Genomic DNA, 19,694 nt, shown 5'->3' with positions numbered 1-19,694 from the left:
AATGTCAGACAGAACCGTGGTCATTTTTTATTTTGAATTTTCATCCATTATGCTCCGCATCATAATTTATATTTTTGTTTTCATTCCTTGTTGTGTACACAGTCAGGCTGTGTTTTAACTTATCTAATATACAAACGTATAAAATGATTTACTGTTATTTCCGACCAAAAAATATGCAGCCATTTTAAATCTATCACTTCAGGTTCTATGAATTTAGGTGATCATCGTACTTCGATCTTATGTATCCAGTACATCGACAAACTGTGCATTGAGCACATTGGCAAGATCAGCTGGTTTTATTCCGATATCCAAGCCTCTTTTACCGCCACTGACATAGATCGTATTCAACTGTTCTGCGCTGGCATCAATCACCGTTTTTAATCGTTTCTTTTGACCAATGGGACTGATTCCGCCGACCAGATAACCGGTCAAGCGTTCTGCATGTTTAGGATCTGCCATCTGGAGTTTTTTGCATCCTACGGCCTGCGCTACTTTTTTCAGATTGAGTTGATGATGTACCGGTAAGATGGCAACAAAATACTGTTTTTCATCCGTGACTAATAAAGTTTTAAAGACTTCTTCCACCGAAAGCCCCAATTTCTCAGCAGCTTCTAACCCGAAACTTTTGGCATTGGCATCATGTTCATATTCATGAATGCTGTATTCGATTTTATTGGCTTTTAATAGTTTGGATGCAGGTGTCATAGAAAGTCTTGTTTGAGAGGTATCGCATGATTATATAAAGATTAGCTCAAGAAGTTAATGTAGATGAGGCAACTACAGAGCAAATTTTGCTTTAAGCCCGTATTCCGCTTCAATCAGACCTATTTGGTTCAATCTTTACGCTCTTCAATACTTTTAAACTCTTCTGCAAAGATGATGACGAGCAAAATATCAACAAATGTATGTGTTTTTGCCACTGTCTATGCGTTAGGTGAATCATATCTTTACTGCGTAGAAGACTTGAAGATGAACACATTCGTCACCTCACAGATCTATACACACGAAGCATATAAGTCGAGCGTTTTATCTTAAACCTGCTGAGATTCAACCCTTATATCTAGAAGATGAAGTACATTTTTGCACAGCACTTATCATGGATGCTTGAAGTTAAAGTAATGTAATTAATTCCAATCTATTGGAAGAATAGACCTAGGAAAATCCAAGGACAATAAGAGAAAATATCATTAACATATTGTCTTATCTTATATTTTTAAATTTTCATCACGTTTTAAGAAGCGGTCGATAGCTTATATATAAAGAGGATAATCAGCACAACTCTAAAGTCAGAATGTAAAGAGTTTTCTATGCTCTAGAAGTCGAACATTGCGGTAAAATCAGCCAGACAACTCTTGCTCAAAACTAAAAATATCACTAAAAGGAAGAATTTAGCGTTAACATGAAGATACAGTTACATAAAGGATATTAACTGTTTTTGCCAATTGGGTTTACAATGAAAATAATCTGAATACCCAGCGAATTGTAATTTTTTAACATTGCCAAATCTCTGCAAAGTTTTCATTATAGCGCCACTGTTTGCTATATGCTTTCTACGTTAATTCAAAGAAATTATAAATAGTAATGTAGAAAATCATGCAATAATAAGCAGAGTTTGCAGACATCTTGCAAACAAACCCCGATACTTTTTAATTGGAGCATGCTGGATGAGTTCGACCATTTTGGTTATTCATGGACCGAATTTAAACTTGCTTGGGAAGCGCGAACCGGAAGTTTATGGTCACCTTAGTCTTGACGATATTAACCAGCAACTGATTACTCAGGCTCAAAAGGCCACATTACAACTCGAAACGTTCCAAAGCAACTGGGAAGGTGCCATTGTTGACCGAATTCATCAAGCTCAGCAAGACGGCGTTCAATATATCATTATTAATCCGGCAGCATTGACTCATACCTCTGTTGCGGTTCGCGATGCCCTTCTTGGCGTTGCCATTCCTTTCATTGAAGTCCATCTGTCTAATGTGCATGCACGTGAGGCATTCCGACATCATTCGTACTTGTCCGATAAAGCCATCGGCGTGATTTGTGGTCTAGGTGCAAAAGGCTATGCTGCTGCCCTCGACTATATCATTGAAAAAATACAACCTTCTACACAATCTTAATTAGGAATACTGTCTCATGGATATCCGTAAAATCAAGAAACTCATCGACTTGATGATTGAATCTGACTTACAGGCGATCGAAGTTAAAGAAGGCGATCAGTCGATTGCATTAACTCGTCGTAATCCAGTGGTTGCAGCAGCTGTTCCTGCTATGCCTGCACCAGCAGCCGAAGCGCCAGCAGCAAAATCTCCTCGTGGCGCAGTTGAAACTTCACCAATGGTCGGCGTGTTCTATGCAGCACCAAGCCCAGGTGAACCGACATTTGTTAAAGTTGGCCAGACCGTTTCTGCAGGCGATACGCTGGGTATTATCGAGGCAATGAAAATCATGAACCCGATTGAAGCTACTCAAAGCGGTGTGATTGAAGAAATTCTGGTGAAAAATGGTGAAGTGATTCAATTCGGTCAACCACTTTTCCGCTACCGCGCTTAATCACCCCGGGGATTTATAATGTTGCAAAAAGTTTTAATTGCAAACCGTGGTGAAATTGCGTTACGCATCACCCGTGCTTGCAGAACTTTAGGGATCAAAACTGTAGGTGTCTATTCTGACGCAGACAAGGACCTGATGCACTTACGTTTCTGTGATGAAGCAGTATGTATCGGCCCTGGTGCGAGCAGTGACAGCTACTTGAATATTCCTGCGATTATTACAGCTGCTGAAATTACCGGCGCAGATGCAATCCATCCTGGTTATGGATTCCTCGCTGAAAATGCAGAATTTGCAGAAATCGTAGAAAATTCTGGTTTTATCTTTATTGGTCCGCGTCCGGAACATATTCGTTTAATGGGAAACAAGGTTTCTGCCATTATTGCCATGAAAAAAGCTGGTGTACCAACAGTACCGGGCTGCGACCATGCCGTAACGATTCACAATGCCATGGCTGAAGCCAAAGAGATCGGTTTTCCACTGATTGTAAAAGCTGCTTCTGGCGGTGGTGGTCGTGGTATGCGTATCGTAGAAAATGTCGATACCCTGCTGGAATCTGTTCAGGCTGCACAGCGTGATGCAGAAATGTGGTTCGGTGATGATACGGTCTATATGGAACGTTTCCTGCAAAAGCCACGTCACGTCGAAGTGCAAGTACTTGCTGATGGTAATGGTCATGCGATTCATCTGTATGATCGTGACTGTTCACTACAGCGTCGCCATCAAAAAGTACTGGAAGAAGCACCAGCACCGAACTTACCAGAGCAAGCACGTGCTGATATTCTAGAAGCCTGTGTCAATGCCTGTAAATTGATGCAATATCGTGGTGCAGGTACATTCGAATTCCTGTTTGAAGATGATGAGTTCTTCTTCATTGAAATGAATACGCGTGTTCAGGTTGAGCATCCGGTAACTGAAATGGTCACGGGTATCGATATTATCGAACAGCAATTGCGTATTGCTGGCGGCTTAGGTCTGGATATTCAGCAAGAAGATGTCAAGGTTTTAGGACATGCGATTGAATGCCGTATTAACGCAGAAGATCCATCAACCTTCTTGCCTTCACCCGGCAAGATTGAGAGCTTCTATGCACCAGGCGGCGCAGGTATCCGCTTAGACTCGCACATCTACCCAGGCTATAGCATTCCGCCGTATTATGACTCGATGATTGCCAAACTGATTTCGCATGGTAAGGATCGTGAGACGTCTATTTCTCGAATGAGAAATGCTTTGGAAGAAATGATTTTGACTGGCGTTAAAACCAATATTCCTTTGCATAAAGATTTAATCCTTCAGGATAAAAACTTCTGCAAACAGGCAATGGATATTCATTACCTAGAGAAGCATTTGTTAAAGCAGCTTGAAGGTGCTGAAGACAAAGCTTAAATCAAAGCTCATAAAAAAAACCGCTGTCATTCAGCGGTTTTTTTATTGTTTGCAATTTAAGGCAATACGCGTCTGAGCACAGCAAAACATTGTTCGGCTTTTTCATTGGCGCAGAAGTTAATGGTATAAGGGTTTTGCCATTTCACAAAATATTGCGAAATTTCACCAGACTGATCCACCTGATTGCCTGAACAGTCTTTTTCATTATTGTCATATTTTACTTGCAGAATCAGCGCTGGAATCTGCTGCGAAGGATCCTGTGCCGGCTGATAGTCATATAGCCCCGACGTCCACTCATCGCCACTTTTAATCACCACATTATTATTGCCTTTAAAATTATAATATTCGATACATTTTTTATTATTCGGGATTTCCATTCCCCACAATCCGACAATTTCCGGACGGGTTTTCACAGTAAATGTATTTGGGATTTCAGCAGCTTTAGCAGGAGCATTCGCTGGTTTTTTATTTTCTGTCGCCATTAGCCAAGGTGAGCTCATGAGTAAGATAAGGCTAAGACATATTTTTTTCATATTTACCGGCATCTTGTTAACAATTGATTCTAAATTATCATATTTTTTGGGATCGTGTCCCGCTCTAACGCAATTTCAATACAGAGTCAGAAATTATTTATCACATTGTTTAAAAACATGGATTTCCTTTCTGACTTTTTTTGTATATATTTCGTATATAAGAATCTTAATAGTTCGCATTAATAACAGATTAATCAAACAATAAAATTATATTTTGGGTCAAACTTAGTTGCTGAACAAAGTGATCATTCACACTTAAAAATTTGAATAGGATTTTAAATTTGCAATTAGCTCGAATAACAGAACAACAATTAAATCATGAAACCTATGCTTATTTTGTCATTGTTTTCGCTGTTTTAGTCTGTTGTTTTATTGGGATCGCAACCAGACCAATTGAGTATCTGGCCTTATTGTGGCCGGCCAATGCTGCCTTGTTAGCCCTGTTCTTACGCTTTCCACATTTAAATAATATGGGAGGTTGGCTTGGTGCATTCAGCGCTTTTATGTTTGCAGATCTGATCACCGGGAACAGCCTATTACAAAGCCTGTTTCTTACCTTGTCTAATCTGATCAGCACTATTGTCTCGATATTTTTTATTCGATATTTCAAGATTAATTACAAATACTATAATACTGGTTATACATTCGTTCATTTATTTGGCATCTTCGCTTTTGCAGGCTGTCTGGCCAGTGCGGCTTTTGCAGTTCTCACCTTGCCAAATCTACCCAATTCATTCATGACCAAAGAGAATTTATGGATTGATTTTGGTCTGTGGTGGACCGGTGAAATGGTGAATTATATTGTGTTTCTCCCTTTAATCTTGGCATTCCCAAGAATAAAAGACATGCAGTATCTATTTAAAAACCGTCGTCAAAAACGTAATTACTTCAGCTATTTTTTACCTGCATCTTCAGTCGTGGCCTGTGTCATCATTACCAATATTTTTGCAGGCCCCGGCGCAATGCTCTACCCTCTGGCTGCACTGATTTGGGCTGCGTTGACCTATCGCCTGTTTAGCATGACACTGATTAATGCGTTTGTGACTATTTTAACCTATTACAGCCTGACGCGGTTTTATGCCACAACGCATGACACCTTGGCAGATTCTACGATTTATATTTCGCTCCGGATCGGGCTGTTTATGCTGGCCTTATCGCCGCTTATTCTTTGTATTATTAGTCAAAACCGCAATGAGCTGTTTAAACGGGTTCTCTATCTGGCCAATCATGACAGTCTGACCCGCACCATGAACCGTCATTTTTTCTTTCAGAAAGGTGAATATTTACTGCAATATGCCAACAGAATGGAATTTTCGGTCATCATGCTGGATATTGATCATTTCAAACGTCTGAACGATGATTTTGGCCATCATGTCGGTGACAAGGTGCTGCAACATTTTGCGGAAATCATTCGCTGCAATTTACGTGCTGAAGATCTGTTTGCACGAATTGGTGGGGAAGAATTTGTGCTGTTACTCTGGAATACCGAACCATCAGAAGCACGTCTTATTGCAGAACGGATTCGTGATCTGGTGGAAAAAACCCCGATTTATCAATCAGATGGCTCGCCCCTGTATATTACCGTGAGTGTGGGCATCACTCATCAAAATGAACCGCAGGCCCAAGACCTGCAAAACCTGATCAATATTGCAGATCAAGCCTTGTATCAGGCCAAACATCGTGGGCGAAATCAGGTGGTGCTTGCATCTTGAGCCTAAATGATCTACAACCTTGAAGCAGCAACACTAGGGAATGGCAATGAAATTTGAAGAATATCTGCAATATGACGGTTTAGGACTGGCTGATCTGGTCGCCAATAAACAAGTACATTCAAGTGAACTTTTATCTGCTGCACTAGAGCGTAGCTCAATTGCCAATCCCGAGCTAAATGCAATTATTATTCCGATGCATGAGCATGCATTGAAACGGAGCCAGCAAAATCTGTCCGGACCTTTTGCCGGTGTGCCTTTTCTGGTTAAAGACCTGTTTCAGGAATATGCCGGTTATCCAACTTCTTATGGTTGTCAGGGCTTAAAACGGATTGGTTATATCGCCGAGACCAATGCCGAGATTGTCAATCGCTGGGAAAAAGCCGGGATTGTGACTTTTGGACGTACCAATACTCCTGAATTTGGGATTAAAGGTATTACTGAACCAGATGCTTGGGGCAGCTGTAAAAATCCGTGGAATTTACAGCATAATAGCGGCGGCTCGTCCGGTGGTTCCGCTTCTGCCGTGGCTGCCGGAATTGTACCAATTGCGGGTGCTGGTGATGGTGGCGGCTCGATACGTATCCCCGCTTCCTATTGCGGCCTGTTTGGCCTGAAACCGAGTCGTGGCCGCACGCCTTGGGGACCACAAATGAGTGAAGCCATGCATGGCGCCGCGATTCAGCATGTACTGACCAAAACGGTACGGGATAGTGCTGCAATGCTGGATGCCACCCATGGTGAAGATCATAGTTCACTGTTTAAGATTCAGCGTCCACAGCATCATTATCTGGATGTGATTCAGCAACCGCCAAAAAAACTGAAAATTGCGTTTAGCACTTATTCTACGATTGGCACACCTGTTTCGCAGGATGCCATCAAAGCCATTGAACAAACAGCCAAATTGCTAGAATCTTTGGGCCATGAAGTGGTCGAAGACCGTCCAGCCATTGATGGCATGCAACTGGCCAAGGATTTTATTACCACCTGGTTTAGCCAGTTTTCATTTATGCTGGATGAAATCCAGAAAGGCTATCCGTCCAAATCGAATGATTTTGAACTGGACTCTTTAGCGCTGGCGGCTTTTGGGGCCAAAACCAGCGCGATTGATTATATCCAGAACCTGAATAACTGGGGCCAGTACGTGACCCAGATGAATCATTTCTTTGATGACTATGATCTGTATCTGACGCCTGCCACGGCGACAGTGGCGCCGAAAAATGGTGAGGTCAAAACACCAAACTGGCAGAAACCGATTCTTAAAGGTTTATTGAAACTGAATAAAGCGCATTTACTGGCGCAAGGTAAACTGGTCGATCAGATTGTGAAAGAAAACCTGAAGTGGGTGCCTTTTACCCAGTTGGCCAATATTACCGGACTCCCGGCGATGTCTGTACCGCTGTACTGGAATGAACAAAACCTGCCGCTCGGTTCACAGTTTATTGCACCGTTTGCCCGTGAGGATCTGCTATTACAACTGGCAGCTCAATTGGAACAGGCACAACCGTGGTTTGGGCAATATTCCAAGATCCGTATTTAATACTGAGATGATATTTTCAAGCCTGTTTTTGCAGTTCGACCTTATTTGGCAATCCAAAAATCAGTAATAAGCCAAGCAAGGTCGATGCTGCAGCAGCGATAAAGATAGATGTGCCGCCGACTTGATCCCAATAATGCCCAGCCAGAATACTGCCGCTCGCCACACCAATCCCCCACATCGTGCTATATAGCGCTTGTCCACGTCCTTGCTGCCCTGCAGAAAAATTCTGGAAAATCACTCGCATCGCAATCATATGAAATAAACCAAAACTTAAAGCATGAATCGTTTGGGCAAAAAACTGTGCTATGAATGAAGCAGGAAATATCCCGACGATGAACCATCTTAATCCGGTCATTAACAAGCATAGCGTGACCAGATGACGCCACGACCAGCGTGTCAGAAAGAACGTCGCATAGGCAAACATGATTATTTCCGCAATGACCCCGACTGACCAAAACAGCCCTATCTGGCTGGTGCTAAATCCCGACTGACTGAGATAATTGCTATAAAAACTATAGAATGGCGCGTGTGAAAATAGCAGAATCAATTCAATCAGGAAAAAGCTATAGACGACTGGGCGTTTGAATATCGGCCATAAGGGTTCGAGCTGTTTCTGGGCGGTAGGCGCTGTCGTGGGCTCTTTAATGGTAAATGACCAAAGAAAGGCCAGAAATGAAATACTCAGCAACAAGACGGGTAACATACTGATGCTAATAATTTCAAAGACGGCGCCCAAGCCGAATACACCGATAATAAAGCCGACTGATCCCCATTTTCGTACTTTGCCATACAGTTCTGCTCTTTTTTCTCCGAGCCAGAACAAAGTTACACCTTCAAACTGTGCCAGAATAGCATTCTGAAAAAAACTGAAAATCAGCATCAGTAAAGCTACAGATTGAAAGCTATTGGGAATAATAAAAATCATGAACCAGATACAGGCTTCCATCCAGGTGGCAATACGCACCAGCAACATGCGTTTACCGGATTTATCTGCAATCCAACCCCAGATCAACGGCGCAAAGAATCGGGTAACAATCGCAATAGAAGATAAAATCCCGATTTCCTGATAATTGAAGCCTTGATCTTCAAGATACAGACTCCAAAAAGGCATGAATGCCCCAACAATCGCATAGTAAAAAAAGTAAAATCCACTGAGTCTATGCTGGATTGCTAGAACTGGCATTGATTTATATATCCTAATATTTTCAAAATTTTAAACTCAATAAATTTCTATAGCACTGTATTCGACGACTCTTGATTTTGCTACGAGCATCTCGCATTAGTCTAAAAATAAATTTTCATAAGTTTATGGATAAATTTTGCTAAAGTAAAAAACTCTGTGTTGAGTTAAATTAAAGTAAGAACATAAATCGTCTTCTATATTGAGCACACGACAAAGAGTGGAAACAGTTTTAGGAAGGAATTGGATGGACTTAAAATCTGAAGATCAATAATTACACAGACATTATCATTGTTTTATGGCTAAAGTATGTCCAAAGAATTTTCAGTTCATAGGCTAAAAAATTAAAACTAACTCTAGCTTTATAGCAAGGAGAAAATCAATGCCTAACTTTATAAGACCTATATGCTCGGGTCTAGTTTTCTCTTTAATGGCAATAAGTATTTGTAGTGCTGCATATGCTAACGCTTCCCCTATAGCATCTAACTCTTCAAAAGATAATATTCATCCCAATATAGATCAGCATTTAAGTGAAAGTCTTTATCCTGATGAAGCAAATATAACTGAAAAAATCGCAGATATAATTGAGATATCGATTCGGAAAGAATATTCCACAGGTATCGCGCTACGTGATGCCCATCCCAAAGCACACGGTTGTGTACGCGCAGAATTCAAAGTAGATGAAGCTCTTCCTAAAAACTTGGCTCAAGGTGTTTTTCTTCCTGGAAAAACATATCAAGCCTGGATTCGTTTCTCTAATGGTTCTAAAGATGCCCAACAAGCAGATATTAAAAAAGATGCCCGTGGCATGGCGATAAAACTTTTAGGAGTACCGGGAGAAAAGCTTTTAGATGATGAAACCTCTACTCAAGATTTCATTATGATCAATCATCCTGTCTTTTTTGTGAATGATCCAGTTCGATATATGTCATTTATGCAAGATATAAATAGCGATAGATTTTTTAATAAACTGCATATTCCTTTTGCATTAGGAGCTAAAGGAACCTGGATTGCCTTAAATACAAGAAATAAAATTTCTAATTCTTTGCAAACTAGATATTGGTCTATGGTGCCCTATCAATTAGGAATAGGCACTGATCGTCAAGCTGTAAAGTATTCAGCTCAAGCATGTTCGACAGTGATAGATCCTCTTCCACATGCTCCCCATCATAATTTTCTAAGAGAAAACCTGCGCCAACATTTGCAAAAAAGTGAAGCATGTATGGAGTTTCTGGTACAGCCTAGAACATCAAACAGCATGTCGGTCGAAGATTCCATGACTGAATGGCAAGAAAGCCAAGCACCTTTTTACAAGGTAGCCACTATCCGTATTCCCCAACAAGTTTTTGATACGCCTGAACAAAACAAGTTTTGTGAAAACCTCTCTTTTACACCATGGCATACACTACCAGAGCACAAACCTCTGGGAGTAATAAACCGAATGCGAAAGGTGATTTATGATCGTATTAGTCAGCTTAGACATGATATGAATTCTACTCACAGATCAGAACCACATTAAAATATAAGTGCTTATATTAAAGTTATCAGCTAACCTAAAATAACCTGTTGTATTGCATATTCGCCTTAACTTAAAAGCTTTAGTTTACAAACTTTGTGCAGAGTTAATTTAGAAACATAAATAAAGCTGCTACATTAAAAATGACATTATAAAAAGGAAAATGGTTTCAGCGATGAAAATTAAATCTCCTATTATTAAATTAATCATGAGCTGTTTATGTTCAGGTTCAACATATGCAATAGCCTCTCCTCCACTTCCCGATAACAGCAAAATCCAAGCATCTCATATTTCGGAAAAAATACCGGGTACAATATTATCTATACAAGAACAAAATACTGATCTGTTTACGAATGCCTCACAACGTTTCTTAATTAATTATCGCAGTCGTGGCACAAAATCCGAACCCATTGTCACTTCAGGCTATATCTTGTTACCTAAAGGCAAATTCCCTAAAGATGGCTGGCCTGTTCTGGCTTGGGCGCATGGTACAACTGGCGTTGCTGATACATGTGCACCCTCTGGGGATTATGTGGGCGGGCCAGTCCATGTCTATCAGCAAATCGCTGCTAAAGCATTGAATGCCTGGCTCGCTCGCGGCTATGCAGTCGTTGCACCTGATTATCAAGGTTTAGGCACTCCGGGCGGTCATCCTTATATGAATGCGCGAAGTCAGTTGCATACTGTCGTTGATGCTGTACGAGCGATCCACCATTTAAAGCCTTATAGCTTTAGTAAAAATTGGTATGTTATGGGTCATAGTCAAGGAGGTGCAGCATCTATTAAAGTTGCAGCATCCGGTCAAAAAGATGCGCCTGAATTTAATCTTCGTGGGGCAATTGCACTGGCACCAGGCGGTTATCAATATGAAGGAATCGCTGAATATGTTGCCAGCAATTCGCAAATCACGACTAATGTCGCCGCATTTTTTCCAATTGTGCTTTTAGGAGCAGAGGCTGCAGATCCGCTGCTTGCTCCAGCAAATTTAGTGAGCCCAGAAATGGGAGAAATTCTTAATCATGCACGCAGTCGCTGTTTGTCAGAATTACAATCGGACTTAAAACAAGCACCTAAGACTGTCTTTAAATCAAATGTAAATCTGGCACCTTTGACAAATTATTTAAAAGAACAGTCTATTGAGAATATGACACCGACTGTGCCGGTTCTGCTGGTACAAGGCGAGAAAGATCAACTGGTCGATTATCGTGGTACTTATGCTTACTACCAGCAGGTATGTACAAAGCAAAAATCTATCGTCTTCCATCTCGTCAAAAATGGAGATCATCGTGATTCCTTAAGACAGAGTGAATTTCTGATTGGAAACTTTATCAATTCAGTTGGACAAGGAAAAGCTTTGAGCACCTGCCCTACAAAATAACTTGGTGAGCTTTTGCATTTAATCATTAAAAACGCAAATATTTTAATCTTCATATTTATAGAATAGTCCTTTAAAGGAATACTATTCTATAAAGAAGATAAACTAATGTTAATCCGTATTCTTACTTTGTGTTAAAACTACACTTACGCTTTCGAATTGTTTTGAGCCCATCATTTTTATACCTTAGTTCTTTAGCAGACAATAATTAGAATGAAAGAGGTTATTTATGTGCTCGAACTATGAATTCCCCTCAAAAAAACGTCTTTCCTTATTAGATATTCATGAAGAGCAACTCGAACTGGGCATGAAAACGCATATTTATCCTTTAGCACCCGCACCAATCATTATGCGTGGTGCTGACGAGTATGAGCTGGATATCGCACGTTTCGGACTGATTCCAACCTGGGCGAAAGAACTAAAATATGGCCGGCATACTTATAATGCACGGACTGAAACAGTGGCATCCAAACCGAGTTTTCGACATGCCTGGAAAAACAACCAGTTTGCTTTAGTACCGGTCGATACCTTCTATGAGCCTAAATATATAGACGGCAAACCGCACTGGTTTGGTATTTCACGTGAAGATGGCAATCCTTTTACCGTGGCGGCGATTTATGATGACGCACACATTGATGGTGAGAAAATCAGATCATTTTCGATGCTAACCATAAATTCAGATCAACATCCCTTTATGAAACAGTTTCATGATCCGAATGACGAAAAACGCTCGATCATTGTGATTCCGGAAAAATCACGACATGACTGGTTGCACTGCGATCATGAACAAGCCCATGAATTTTTCTTTGAAATAAAAGATGAATTTATTGCAAAGCCTAGAGATCAACGCTTATTGGGAAATTAAAAAGCCCTAAACCAAGTTAGGGCTTCGTCCATGTGAAAAAGCTATTTTTGCTCTCTCAATGGATTTTCCGGTTCTGCATTGGGTTTTTTCTCTGGTTTGACATGCTTATAAGATGCCTGATTACCCTTGTCGTCATTTGATTCTTTATGCGGATTTGATTCTTGCTCTGGCTTATTTGTCATATGCATCTCCTTCATATATCTATTAATAAATAAATATGATATCTGCTGCTAAACATCAATGTTATTTATGTTGCACATTCAGTTTTATAAAGAGACAAACTTTCCTTCAAGTGCTCTTTGACATTTCACAATTCTTGTTGTTCATCTGAGCAAATAAGCTGTTCAGCCTGATCGTAGACGATACAGCAAAGAATATGAATTCGCGTGCGAGCCGATATCGAATACATGAAATTTTCTAAGCTTATCCACTGCCGGAAAAAGTCTTTTCATTTCAGTAAAACCTTTAGGATGCTTGGCCTTAATCAGTCAATCCCCACCAGCTAATGCAGTTTCAGCCTGTGGCCTCTTTTGAATTGCTTCAAGAATTCGAGCATGGGTGATCACACGCATAAATTTTATTGTATTCCAGTTCTAAGCAGCTAAGAATTTATCAAAACGTAATCCTATTGAAATGATTCTTTTATAAAGTATTCCTTGTGAGAAATTATGTTTAGATCCAAAAATTTCATCAGTAAAGAAAAACCCCGCCAACTGATGATTGAACGGGGATTGATCTTCATTAAGATGTCTGATGATTTGGCACATTATTCAATATTTTTCAAGCAATCACGACACTGTTTGACCTCATCATGGTCACACGTGTAGTTAATTTCAGTCGCACCATGAAGACCAAATAAACAAAATATAAATTGCATCATGTTTTTCTCCTAAGTGTAAAAAGCTCAATCTAGGATCAAGCTTTATTGCTTTAAATATAGAATGATTCAATATAAAATGATTGGATCAGCGATCTAGAACAACTTCAGTACTCAGCTCTGTTTAGCCTTTCAGTAAAATTGAAGCTTTTGGGCTAAGTTTGTACAGGCTCTTCAGCTTGAGTCGTCTGATCTTTTTTACAATGATCACTTTTACAATGCTTGCTGCTCATCATCTGACACATTTTCTCTTTGCAAGATTTAAAACAACAACCAACCATTACGCCCATGCCAAATGCGCATATACATCTCATCATAGCTTTGTCCTGTCTTTTCGTGAAAAGAGATATATAAATAACATCTATTCATGTATCTCTCCTGAGGAAATTTTCAGGCTTTATGTTGTGTATGAAAACTTATGTGAAAGAGAATGACCAAAAAATACAATCAGCAAAGAAAAAACCAGATTTAAGACGGAAAAGAAAAAGCCTGTTTAACTCTCCTAAATTAAACAGGCCTTATAATGTGCTGATTTTTAATTATTTTCATTAAGTTCTTAGAATGACGCCAAGATATCACTAGCCATGCAGCCAATCTGTGTAGGATATATAGATGCAATGTTTCAAAATATGAAAAAACCATTACTTTTGTTAATTAAATGACTGTAATTTATCCAAAAATATTTTTAATGAGAAAATAAGATTACTAAATAACCAAAACCCAAGAAGAATTGCTAAACCTATAAGTGAGAATGGGTTAATTTAGATTTTTAGAAGAAAATTCCTTATTTCAGTCAATATCGGATGTTATGAATGTTCAATGTCTCATAAAGTTTATAGATCATTGCTTTCTTTTTAGTCATTTCTCTCTATAATTTTTCATATGAGCAATAACAATATTTTGGCAGCATGAAAAATCGCATCCTAATTACTTTATTGATGAGTCTGGCAATAAGCGGCTGCCAAAAACAGCAAGCAGAGAATTCAGCCGAGGCTGCTGCAAATATTAAAGCGCAGTTTGAACAGTCAGATAATCAACTCAGTGCTTATTTGGACAAACTCGACTCTTCAACAATTAGTCTGGAAGAAAGAACACGCATCCTGTGTGAACAATATCCTAAAGAATATAAAAATAACTATATGCCTGCCTTGCTAAAACTTGCACCCAAGGAATATACAGAAAAAGAGTTGCTCACCGACCTAGACAATGCCTTGAATTTCTACAAGCTGAAAGCCAATATTCAGTGTTGATCTATGTTCAGTCTAATTGTGAAATGAAATTTATAAAAAACCGCCTGATTCAGGCGGTTTTTTTATGAAGAGCGTATATCTTAAAAAGAATTAACGCTGTGGTTTTCACTGATCTTGTTGATTACGTGAACGTTGTTGCTGTTGGTTACTGTTTTGCTGTGGCTGTTGTTGCTGTTGGCCTTGCTGGTTTTGTTGCTGCTGGTCGCGCTGTTGCTGATTGTGTTGACCATCTTGTGGCTGTTGTTGTTGCTGGTTATTTTGTTGCTGATTTGGGTTTTGCTGGTTATTTTGTTGACGCTGCTGATCTTGATTGCGCTGTTGATTTTGCTGTTGCTGTTGTTGTTGCTGTTTCTGTTGGTCTTGCTGTTGATTATTAGCCATGGTGGTATTCCTTACTATTTGCTTTAAATTAAAAGCCGATAGGTTTCGACTTAATATCCACTCTACGCATTTTTTAGATTTCGCCAACCTTTAACCTGTTACAGATTAATTCAATGTAAAAAATAGTAAGATAAGTACTTGAAGTGGAGATTAATGCGCAACATAAATTACCTGATATAATGCAACAGAAACATAATGAAAGATTATATAGGTCAAAAATTTATTATCCAATAAAAGGAATAACTTAAGTCCTATTTCATATATATGAAATTTTTAATAAAATTTAAAAATCGTTATCAAATAGAATCAATTAATACCTATGTTATTGATATCTATTAATATATAAAAATCAATCTAAATCTTCTATATTTTTAAAAGATTAAATAAAATATTAAAAATCCAATTTTTTTGAATATTCTTAAGTGTAAGGAAATACGACACTTAACATGACCTCACCAATAACACTTAAGCTGTTTCGAATTTATCTTGACTTTAAGTTAAATATTTTTAGCTATTAATCTGGTATTAACTTAGGTCAAATCATTGTTTGTAATTATATTTATTAATCTATTTATAATGAATAAGCCTCTTTAAAAGAGGCTTATTCTATTCAGTTTTTATTAGATATTGACTACTTTGACGATAATCGTTTGAGTATCTTCCTGCTCTTCGGCCAGATACAAACGTTTAAGCTCTTTGCTTTTCACTTTGAACTGCAAATTCTGATAAGAAATCGTGCTTGGTATCTGATCAAAATATTGACCATCAGCGTCAATTTCTTCCTGAAATAATGGTGTACCCAATTGATAGTCAAGACTTTTTAAGACTACATATTTTACTGTGGTTTTCATTCCAACACCCTACTTTCACTAAGCACTTTATTTTTATTTTTACCACTGTTCCGCCTGAGAAGAAACCTCTATTTTTGAAAATAGCCCAAACTTTAACCACTCAGATTTTGCGATCAGGTCAACATGAAATTACACTGATCTATGAAAAAAATTTTAACTTTCATAAAAATATAAATATACTTGGAGTTGATCGACAGAAAAAAATCTGTCTAGATTGATCTAAAATCACTCCCACAAAGAAAATATAGAGACTATGATAAAAACCTGTTGCGGCTTACTCGAAGAGAAAAACATAAAAATTGCCTTTATCGAAAGCGCAAGTTCTGGATATCTCAGTAGCCAGTTCTCCATTTGTAAAGGAGAAGGTGCCGAAATTCTGATTGGTGGTTTGATCTGCTACGATGTAAGTGTCAAGACTTCAGTATTGGGCATTTCCAAGAATCTGATCAATAGTCATACTGCGGAATCTATGCCGGTAACGGTTGCTCTGGCGGAAGCAGGTAAAAAAATGTTCCGTGATGCTGACTGGATTATTGCCTGTACAGGATTGCTTAAACCAGGTGGTAGCGCGACACCAGAGAAACCGGAAGGGACTTTTTTTGTGGCCATTAATGATGGCACGCAAATCCATCAGTTCCAGTATTATCTCAAAGGCTCGCCACTTGAACGCCTTAATAAACTGTCAGCTGTGGTTGCACATGACATGATCAATCTATTGAATAACAGCTAAGCTTTCAAAGTTATTATGTAGCCTGAATAAGCTTCATTATTTCTACCGTATTTTAAGATAGATTGGCATGATCAAATGCCAATCTATTTTTTTGAGGGTGGAATGACCATGAATATTAAAACCGCACTGCTTCTGCTCCCTCTGAGCTTGCCCAGTCTGGCTTTCGCTACTGTAGGCGGCCCACAAAATATTGAAGTTCTAGGCTATGAAGTCAAAGAACAGAAGCTTTATATCATGCGTCATTATCTTGATGGTCGTGGACGCTTGCCTCAACTGTATTATTATAATTTTAAATCCCAAAAACCAAATCAACTGGTTCAGGTCAATTCCTTATATATCAATCCTAAAACCAAGCGCATCGATTATGATCAAGACAGTCGCAAGTTTGATCAGGACATTGCCAAAATCAAAAAACGTTTAGTTCCATTAAATCCAATTCAAAAATCAAAGCCACAGCTTAAGGTGTTAAAGACAACGAAAGGTAGCGCGCCTGCCTGGCATGATCCTCAGGAAAAAGTGCCAAAATGGACCTATCAATATCAAGTGAAATCTGGCTCACAAAAAAGTCCGGTTCAGCAAGCAGTCAGTTATCAGCAAGGCTTGAAAATTAGCCAGGCCTATAAAGTTCCGCGACAGAATAAGACCCTGGTAATAGTAAAGTATCTGGGTATTCCTTTTGAAACAGGTTATAGCATTGAAGATCCGGCACTGTTAAGCCGATAACAGAATTCACTAAAAAAATAAGGTCTCAATTGAGACCTTATTTTTATTCTAGGACATTTACGGATTAAGCCGCTGTAGAACGCTCAGCGATTGGCACTACTTTACGTAGTTCTGGTCCGGTATAGTCTGCGCTTGGACGGATAATACGGTTGTCAGCACGCTGTTCCATCACATGCGCTGCCCAGCCTGTCACACGTGACATAACAAAGATCGGGGTAAACAGCTTAGTTGGAATGCCCATGAAATGATAGGCAGATGCATGGAAGAAATCCGCATTACAGAATAATTTCTTCTCACGCCACATGACTTCTTCACAGCGTACAGAGACTGGATACAGTACCGTATCACCGACATCTTTGGCCAAACGCTCAGACCAGACTTTGATAATGCCATTACGCGGATCATTGTCCTTATAGATCGCATGACCGAAGCCCATGATTTTTTCTTTACGTTCCAGCATGCCCAGCATTTCACGCTCAGCTTCTTCTGGTGATTTCCAGTTTTCAATCATGTCCATCGCAGCTTCGTTAGCACCACCATGTAAAGGGCCACGCAAGGAACCGATTGCACCGGTAATACAGGAATGCATATCTGACAGCGTTGATGCACACACACGAGCGGTAAAAGTCGAAGCATTGAATTCATGCTCTGCATACAGAATCAAGGAAACATTCATTACCTGTTCATGTAGCTCATTTGGTTTTTCACCATGCAGAAGATGCAGGAACTGTGCACCAATCGAATCATCTTCAGTATTTTCTTCAATACGTACGCCGTCATGACTATAACGATACCAGTAACAAATGATTGCCGGCAAAGTTGCCAAAATACGGTCTGCGATATCCTGTTGCTGCTCAAAAGACTGCTCAGTTTCAAGATTGCCCAGCATGGAAACGCCAGTACGCATCACATCCATTGGATGCGAGTCGGCAGGAATACGCTCAAGGACTTCTTTTAATGCCTGAGGTAAAGTGCGCAAGGATTTCAGTTTGGCTTTGTAGGCAGCCAATTGCTCTGCCATCGGCAATTCTCCGAAGAAAATCAGATAAGCGACTTCTTCAAACTGGCAATGTTCAGCCAGATCCTGCACGTCATAACCGCGATAGGTCAGACCTGCGCCACTTTTGCCTACTGTTGAAAGTGAGGTTTTACCCGCCACTTGTCCGCGCAATCCTGCGCCAGTGAGTACTTTTCCTTCAGCCATTTTTTTAATTCTCCTGTTTAAACAGTTTATCTAATGTGTCTTCAAAGCTGTGATAATCTAAAAATTCGTAGAGTTCTTTTCGTTGTTGCATGATATCCAGCACATTTACCTGAGTACCATGTTCGCGCACCGAACGCATCACCTCAAGTGCAGCTTTTTGCATTGCACGTGTCGCTGACAATGGATACAGCACCATGCCAATGCCCTGCTCAGCCAGTTCACCTACCGTATAATACGGTGTATCACCAAATTCGGTAATATTTGCCAAGACTGGCACACCGACCGCATCACACACTGTACGGTACATGGTGATATCGGTCATCGCCTCAGCAAAGATCGCATCTGCACCCGCTTCAACACAGGCAGAAGCACGATCAATCACGGCTTGCAAGCCTTCTTTTTGTAGCGCATCGGTACGCGCCATCACCACGAAGTTTGAATCGGTTTTCGCATCTACAGCCGCTTTGATACGATCGACCATTTCCTGCTGCGATACGATTTCTTTATTTGGACGATGACCACAACGCTTCTGTGCCACCTGATCTTCAATATGAACCGCAGCGGCTCCTGCTGTAATCATCTGCTTAATCGTGCGGGCAATATTTAATGCACCGCCCCAACCGGTATCAATATCAACCAGTAAAGGTGTATCCACACGCTCAGTGATCCGGCGTACATCTTCAAGAACATTATCCAGGCTGGTCATGCCCAGATCAGGCAAACCATAAGAATAATTCGCGACACCCGCACCTGATAAATAAATGGCTTTATAACCGACCTGTTTGGCCATCATGGCAGCATAGGCATTTACTGTGCCCATAATTTGCAATGGTTTCTCGACTTCAAGCGCTTGTCTAAATCTTAAACCTGCAGACATTTGTTCTGTCATCTTCCTTTTCCACAGTCTTGGCTATAATTATTGAAATTCGAGTATACTCATTTGGCTTGCTCATTCCATAACCTGATAGAACAAATACTCTAAAACTTTAGTCAAATTTTTAAGTTTTGCTTTACCTAATTAGCA

19 protein-coding genes are annotated in these 19,694 nt (G+C 39.8%); 11 read left to right on the top strand and 8 right to left on the bottom strand.

Annotated features, from left to right (window positions below; all coding sequences use genetic code 11):
• Positions 1–237: 237 nt before the first annotated feature.
• Complete coding sequence (gene ybaK, locus AC13CK_RS09845; protein WP_482831133.1) at positions 238–705, bottom strand: Cys-tRNA(Pro) deacylase; 468 nt, start codon at positions 703–705, stop codon at positions 238–240.
• Between the two features lie 959 nt (positions 706–1,664).
• Here ybaK and aroQ point away from each other — a divergent pair.
• From aroQ to accC, 3 genes are read left to right on the top strand one after another with little or no spacing between them, the layout of a single operon-like run.
• On the top strand, positions 1,665–2,120 hold the full coding sequence (gene aroQ, locus AC13CK_RS09840; protein ID WP_004280201.1) for a type II 3-dehydroquinate dehydratase: 456 nt from the start codon (positions 1,665–1,667) through the stop codon (positions 2,118–2,120).
• A gap of 16 nt (positions 2,121–2,136) precedes the next feature.
• Positions 2,137–2,553, top strand: coding sequence for an acetyl-CoA carboxylase biotin carboxyl carrier protein (gene accB, locus AC13CK_RS09835; protein WP_005107117.1), 417 nt, complete (start codon positions 2,137–2,139; stop codon positions 2,551–2,553).
• Positions 2,554–2,571: 18 nt separating this feature from the next.
• Entirely contained in the window at positions 2,572–3,936 is a 1,365-nt protein-coding gene (accC, locus tag AC13CK_RS09830; RefSeq protein WP_004280198.1) for an acetyl-CoA carboxylase biotin carboxylase subunit, read from the top strand.
• 56 nt (positions 3,937–3,992) lie between these two features.
• Here accC and AC13CK_RS09825 read toward each other — a convergent pair whose 3' ends face one another.
• The gene (locus tag AC13CK_RS09825; protein ID WP_005100815.1) at positions 3,993–4,436 is read right to left on the bottom strand and encodes a hypothetical protein; all 444 of its coding nucleotides are present in this window, start codon (positions 4,434–4,436) and stop codon (positions 3,993–3,995) included.
• A gap of 314 nt (positions 4,437–4,750) precedes the next feature.
• Here AC13CK_RS09825 and AC13CK_RS09820 point away from each other — a divergent pair, with 314 nt between their 5' ends.
• A complete protein-coding gene (locus tag AC13CK_RS09820; protein WP_253114340.1) occupies positions 4,751–6,181 on the top strand; it encodes a sensor domain-containing diguanylate cyclase in 1,431 nt (476 codons plus the stop codon).
• A 46-nt stretch (positions 6,182–6,227) separates the two neighbouring features.
• A complete protein-coding gene (locus AC13CK_RS09815; protein ID WP_425878316.1) occupies positions 6,228–7,718 on the top strand; it encodes an amidase in 1,491 nt (496 codons plus the stop codon).
• A 16-nt stretch (positions 7,719–7,734) separates the two neighbouring features.
• Here the strand turns inward: AC13CK_RS09815 and AC13CK_RS09810 are convergent, their stop codons facing one another.
• Entirely contained in the window at positions 7,735–8,901 is a 1,167-nt protein-coding gene (locus tag AC13CK_RS09810; protein WP_425878314.1) for an MFS transporter, read from the bottom strand.
• Between the two features lie 379 nt (positions 8,902–9,280).
• Here AC13CK_RS09810 and AC13CK_RS09805 point away from each other — a divergent pair, with 379 nt between their 5' ends.
• The 3 genes from AC13CK_RS09805 (at position 9,281) to AC13CK_RS09795 (ending at position 12,654) form a co-directional block, all read left to right on the top strand.
• Complete coding sequence (locus AC13CK_RS09805; RefSeq protein ID WP_425878312.1) at positions 9,281–10,417, top strand: catalase family protein; 1,137 nt, start codon at positions 9,281–9,283, stop codon at positions 10,415–10,417.
• 160 nt (positions 10,418–10,577) lie between these two features.
• Complete coding sequence (locus tag AC13CK_RS09800; protein ID WP_482831132.1) at positions 10,578–11,792, top strand: alpha/beta hydrolase family protein; 1,215 nt, start codon at positions 10,578–10,580, stop codon at positions 11,790–11,792.
• A 226-nt stretch (positions 11,793–12,018) separates the two neighbouring features.
• The gene (locus AC13CK_RS09795) at positions 12,019–12,654 is read left to right on the top strand and encodes an SOS response-associated peptidase (protein ID WP_425878310.1); all 636 of its coding nucleotides are present in this window, start codon (positions 12,019–12,021) and stop codon (positions 12,652–12,654) included.
• 41 nt (positions 12,655–12,695) lie between these two features.
• Here the strand turns inward: AC13CK_RS09795 and AC13CK_RS09790 are convergent, their stop codons facing one another.
• A complete protein-coding gene (locus AC13CK_RS09790) occupies positions 12,696–12,836 on the bottom strand; it encodes a hypothetical protein (RefSeq protein ID WP_005107128.1) in 141 nt (46 codons plus the stop codon).
• 1,603 nt (positions 12,837–14,439) lie between these two features.
• Between AC13CK_RS09790 and AC13CK_RS09785 the strand changes: the two genes are divergently transcribed.
• Positions 14,440–14,781 (top strand): hypothetical protein, encoded by a 342-nt coding sequence (locus tag AC13CK_RS09785; RefSeq protein ID WP_005107130.1) that lies wholly within the window; start codon positions 14,440–14,442, stop codon positions 14,779–14,781.
• A 105-nt stretch (positions 14,782–14,886) separates the two neighbouring features.
• Here the strand turns inward: AC13CK_RS09785 and AC13CK_RS09780 are convergent, their stop codons facing one another.
• Positions 14,887–15,162, bottom strand: coding sequence for a hypothetical protein (locus tag AC13CK_RS09780; RefSeq protein ID WP_425878308.1), 276 nt, complete (start codon positions 15,160–15,162; stop codon positions 14,887–14,889).
• Positions 15,163–15,782: 620 nt separating this feature from the next.
• Complete coding sequence (locus tag AC13CK_RS09775) at positions 15,783–16,013, bottom strand: hypothetical protein (RefSeq protein WP_004646792.1); 231 nt, start codon at positions 16,011–16,013, stop codon at positions 15,783–15,785.
• 253 nt (positions 16,014–16,266) lie between these two features.
• Here AC13CK_RS09775 and AC13CK_RS09770 point away from each other — a divergent pair, with 253 nt between their 5' ends.
• Both AC13CK_RS09770 and AC13CK_RS09765 read left to right on the top strand, forming a co-directional pair.
• Positions 16,267–16,743 (top strand): CinA family protein, encoded by a 477-nt coding sequence (locus AC13CK_RS09770; protein WP_004280184.1) that lies wholly within the window; start codon positions 16,267–16,269, stop codon positions 16,741–16,743.
• 102 nt (positions 16,744–16,845) lie between these two features.
• On the top strand, positions 16,846–17,466 hold the full coding sequence (locus tag AC13CK_RS09765; protein ID WP_425878589.1) for an aminotransferase: 621 nt from the start codon (positions 16,846–16,848) through the stop codon (positions 17,464–17,466).
• A gap of 64 nt (positions 17,467–17,530) precedes the next feature.
• Here the strand turns inward: AC13CK_RS09765 and prpC are convergent, their stop codons facing one another.
• Positions 17,531–18,670: a bifunctional 2-methylcitrate synthase/citrate synthase gene (prpC, locus tag AC13CK_RS09760; RefSeq protein ID WP_180038691.1), complete on the bottom strand. Its 1,140-nt coding sequence runs from the start codon at positions 18,668–18,670 to the stop codon at positions 17,531–17,533.
• A gap of 4 nt (positions 18,671–18,674) precedes the next feature.
• Positions 18,675–19,559 (bottom strand): methylisocitrate lyase, encoded by an 885-nt coding sequence (gene prpB / locus AC13CK_RS09755; RefSeq protein ID WP_425878304.1) that lies wholly within the window; start codon positions 19,557–19,559, stop codon positions 18,675–18,677.
• Positions 19,560–19,694: the final 135 nt, after the last annotated feature.

The sequence above is a fragment of the Acinetobacter sp. L-24 genome, assembly GCF_056857555.1.
The sequence above is the reverse complement of the archived record's forward strand: the minus strand, read 5'-3'. Positions and strand labels throughout refer to the sequence as shown.

What these genes read in the sequence shown, in the direction of transcription:
- ybaK (WP_482831133.1), bottom strand. Translation starts at nt 705, where the DNA reads ATGACACCTGCATCCAAACTATTAAAAGCCAATAAAATCGAATACAGC.
- aroQ (WP_004280201.1), top strand. Translation starts at nt 1,665, where the DNA reads ATGAGTTCGACCATTTTGGTTATTCATGGACCGAATTTAAACTTGCTT.
- accB (WP_005107117.1), top strand. Translation starts at nt 2,137, where the DNA reads ATGGATATCCGTAAAATCAAGAAACTCATCGACTTGATGATTGAATCT.
- accC (WP_004280198.1), top strand. Translation starts at nt 2,572, where the DNA reads ATGTTGCAAAAAGTTTTAATTGCAAACCGTGGTGAAATTGCGTTACGC.
- AC13CK_RS09825 (WP_005100815.1), bottom strand. Translation starts at nt 4,436, where the DNA reads ATGAGCTCACCTTGGCTAATGGCGACAGAAAATAAAAAACCAGCGAAT.
- AC13CK_RS09815 (WP_425878316.1), top strand. Translation starts at nt 6,228, where the DNA reads ATGAAATTTGAAGAATATCTGCAATATGACGGTTTAGGACTGGCTGAT.
- AC13CK_RS09810 (WP_425878314.1), bottom strand. Translation starts at nt 8,901, where the DNA reads ATGCCAGTTCTAGCAATCCAGCATAGACTCAGTGGATTTTACTTTTTT.
- AC13CK_RS09805 (WP_425878312.1), top strand. Translation starts at nt 9,281, where the DNA reads ATGCCTAACTTTATAAGACCTATATGCTCGGGTCTAGTTTTCTCTTTA.
- AC13CK_RS09800 (WP_482831132.1), top strand. Translation starts at nt 10,578, where the DNA reads ATGGTTTCAGCGATGAAAATTAAATCTCCTATTATTAAATTAATCATG.
- AC13CK_RS09795 (WP_425878310.1), top strand. Translation starts at nt 12,019, where the DNA reads ATGTGCTCGAACTATGAATTCCCCTCAAAAAAACGTCTTTCCTTATTA.
- AC13CK_RS09790 (WP_005107128.1), bottom strand. Translation starts at nt 12,836, where the DNA reads ATGACAAATAAGCCAGAGCAAGAATCAAATCCGCATAAAGAATCAAAT.
- AC13CK_RS09785 (WP_005107130.1), top strand. Translation starts at nt 14,440, where the DNA reads ATGAAAAATCGCATCCTAATTACTTTATTGATGAGTCTGGCAATAAGC.
- AC13CK_RS09780 (WP_425878308.1), bottom strand. Translation starts at nt 15,162, where the DNA reads ATGGCTAATAATCAACAGCAAGACCAACAGAAACAGCAACAACAACAG.
- AC13CK_RS09775 (WP_004646792.1), bottom strand. Translation starts at nt 16,013, where the DNA reads ATGAAAACCACAGTAAAATATGTAGTCTTAAAAAGTCTTGACTATCAA.
- AC13CK_RS09770 (WP_004280184.1), top strand. Translation starts at nt 16,267, where the DNA reads ATGATAAAAACCTGTTGCGGCTTACTCGAAGAGAAAAACATAAAAATT.
- AC13CK_RS09765 (WP_425878589.1), top strand. Translation starts at nt 16,846, where the DNA reads ATGACCATGAATATTAAAACCGCACTGCTTCTGCTCCCTCTGAGCTTG.
- prpC (WP_180038691.1), bottom strand. Translation starts at nt 18,670, where the DNA reads ATGGCTGAAGGAAAAGTACTCACTGGCGCAGGATTGCGCGGACAAGTG.
- prpB (WP_425878304.1), bottom strand. Translation starts at nt 19,559, where the DNA reads ATGACAGAACAAATGTCTGCAGGTTTAAGATTTAGACAAGCGCTTGAA.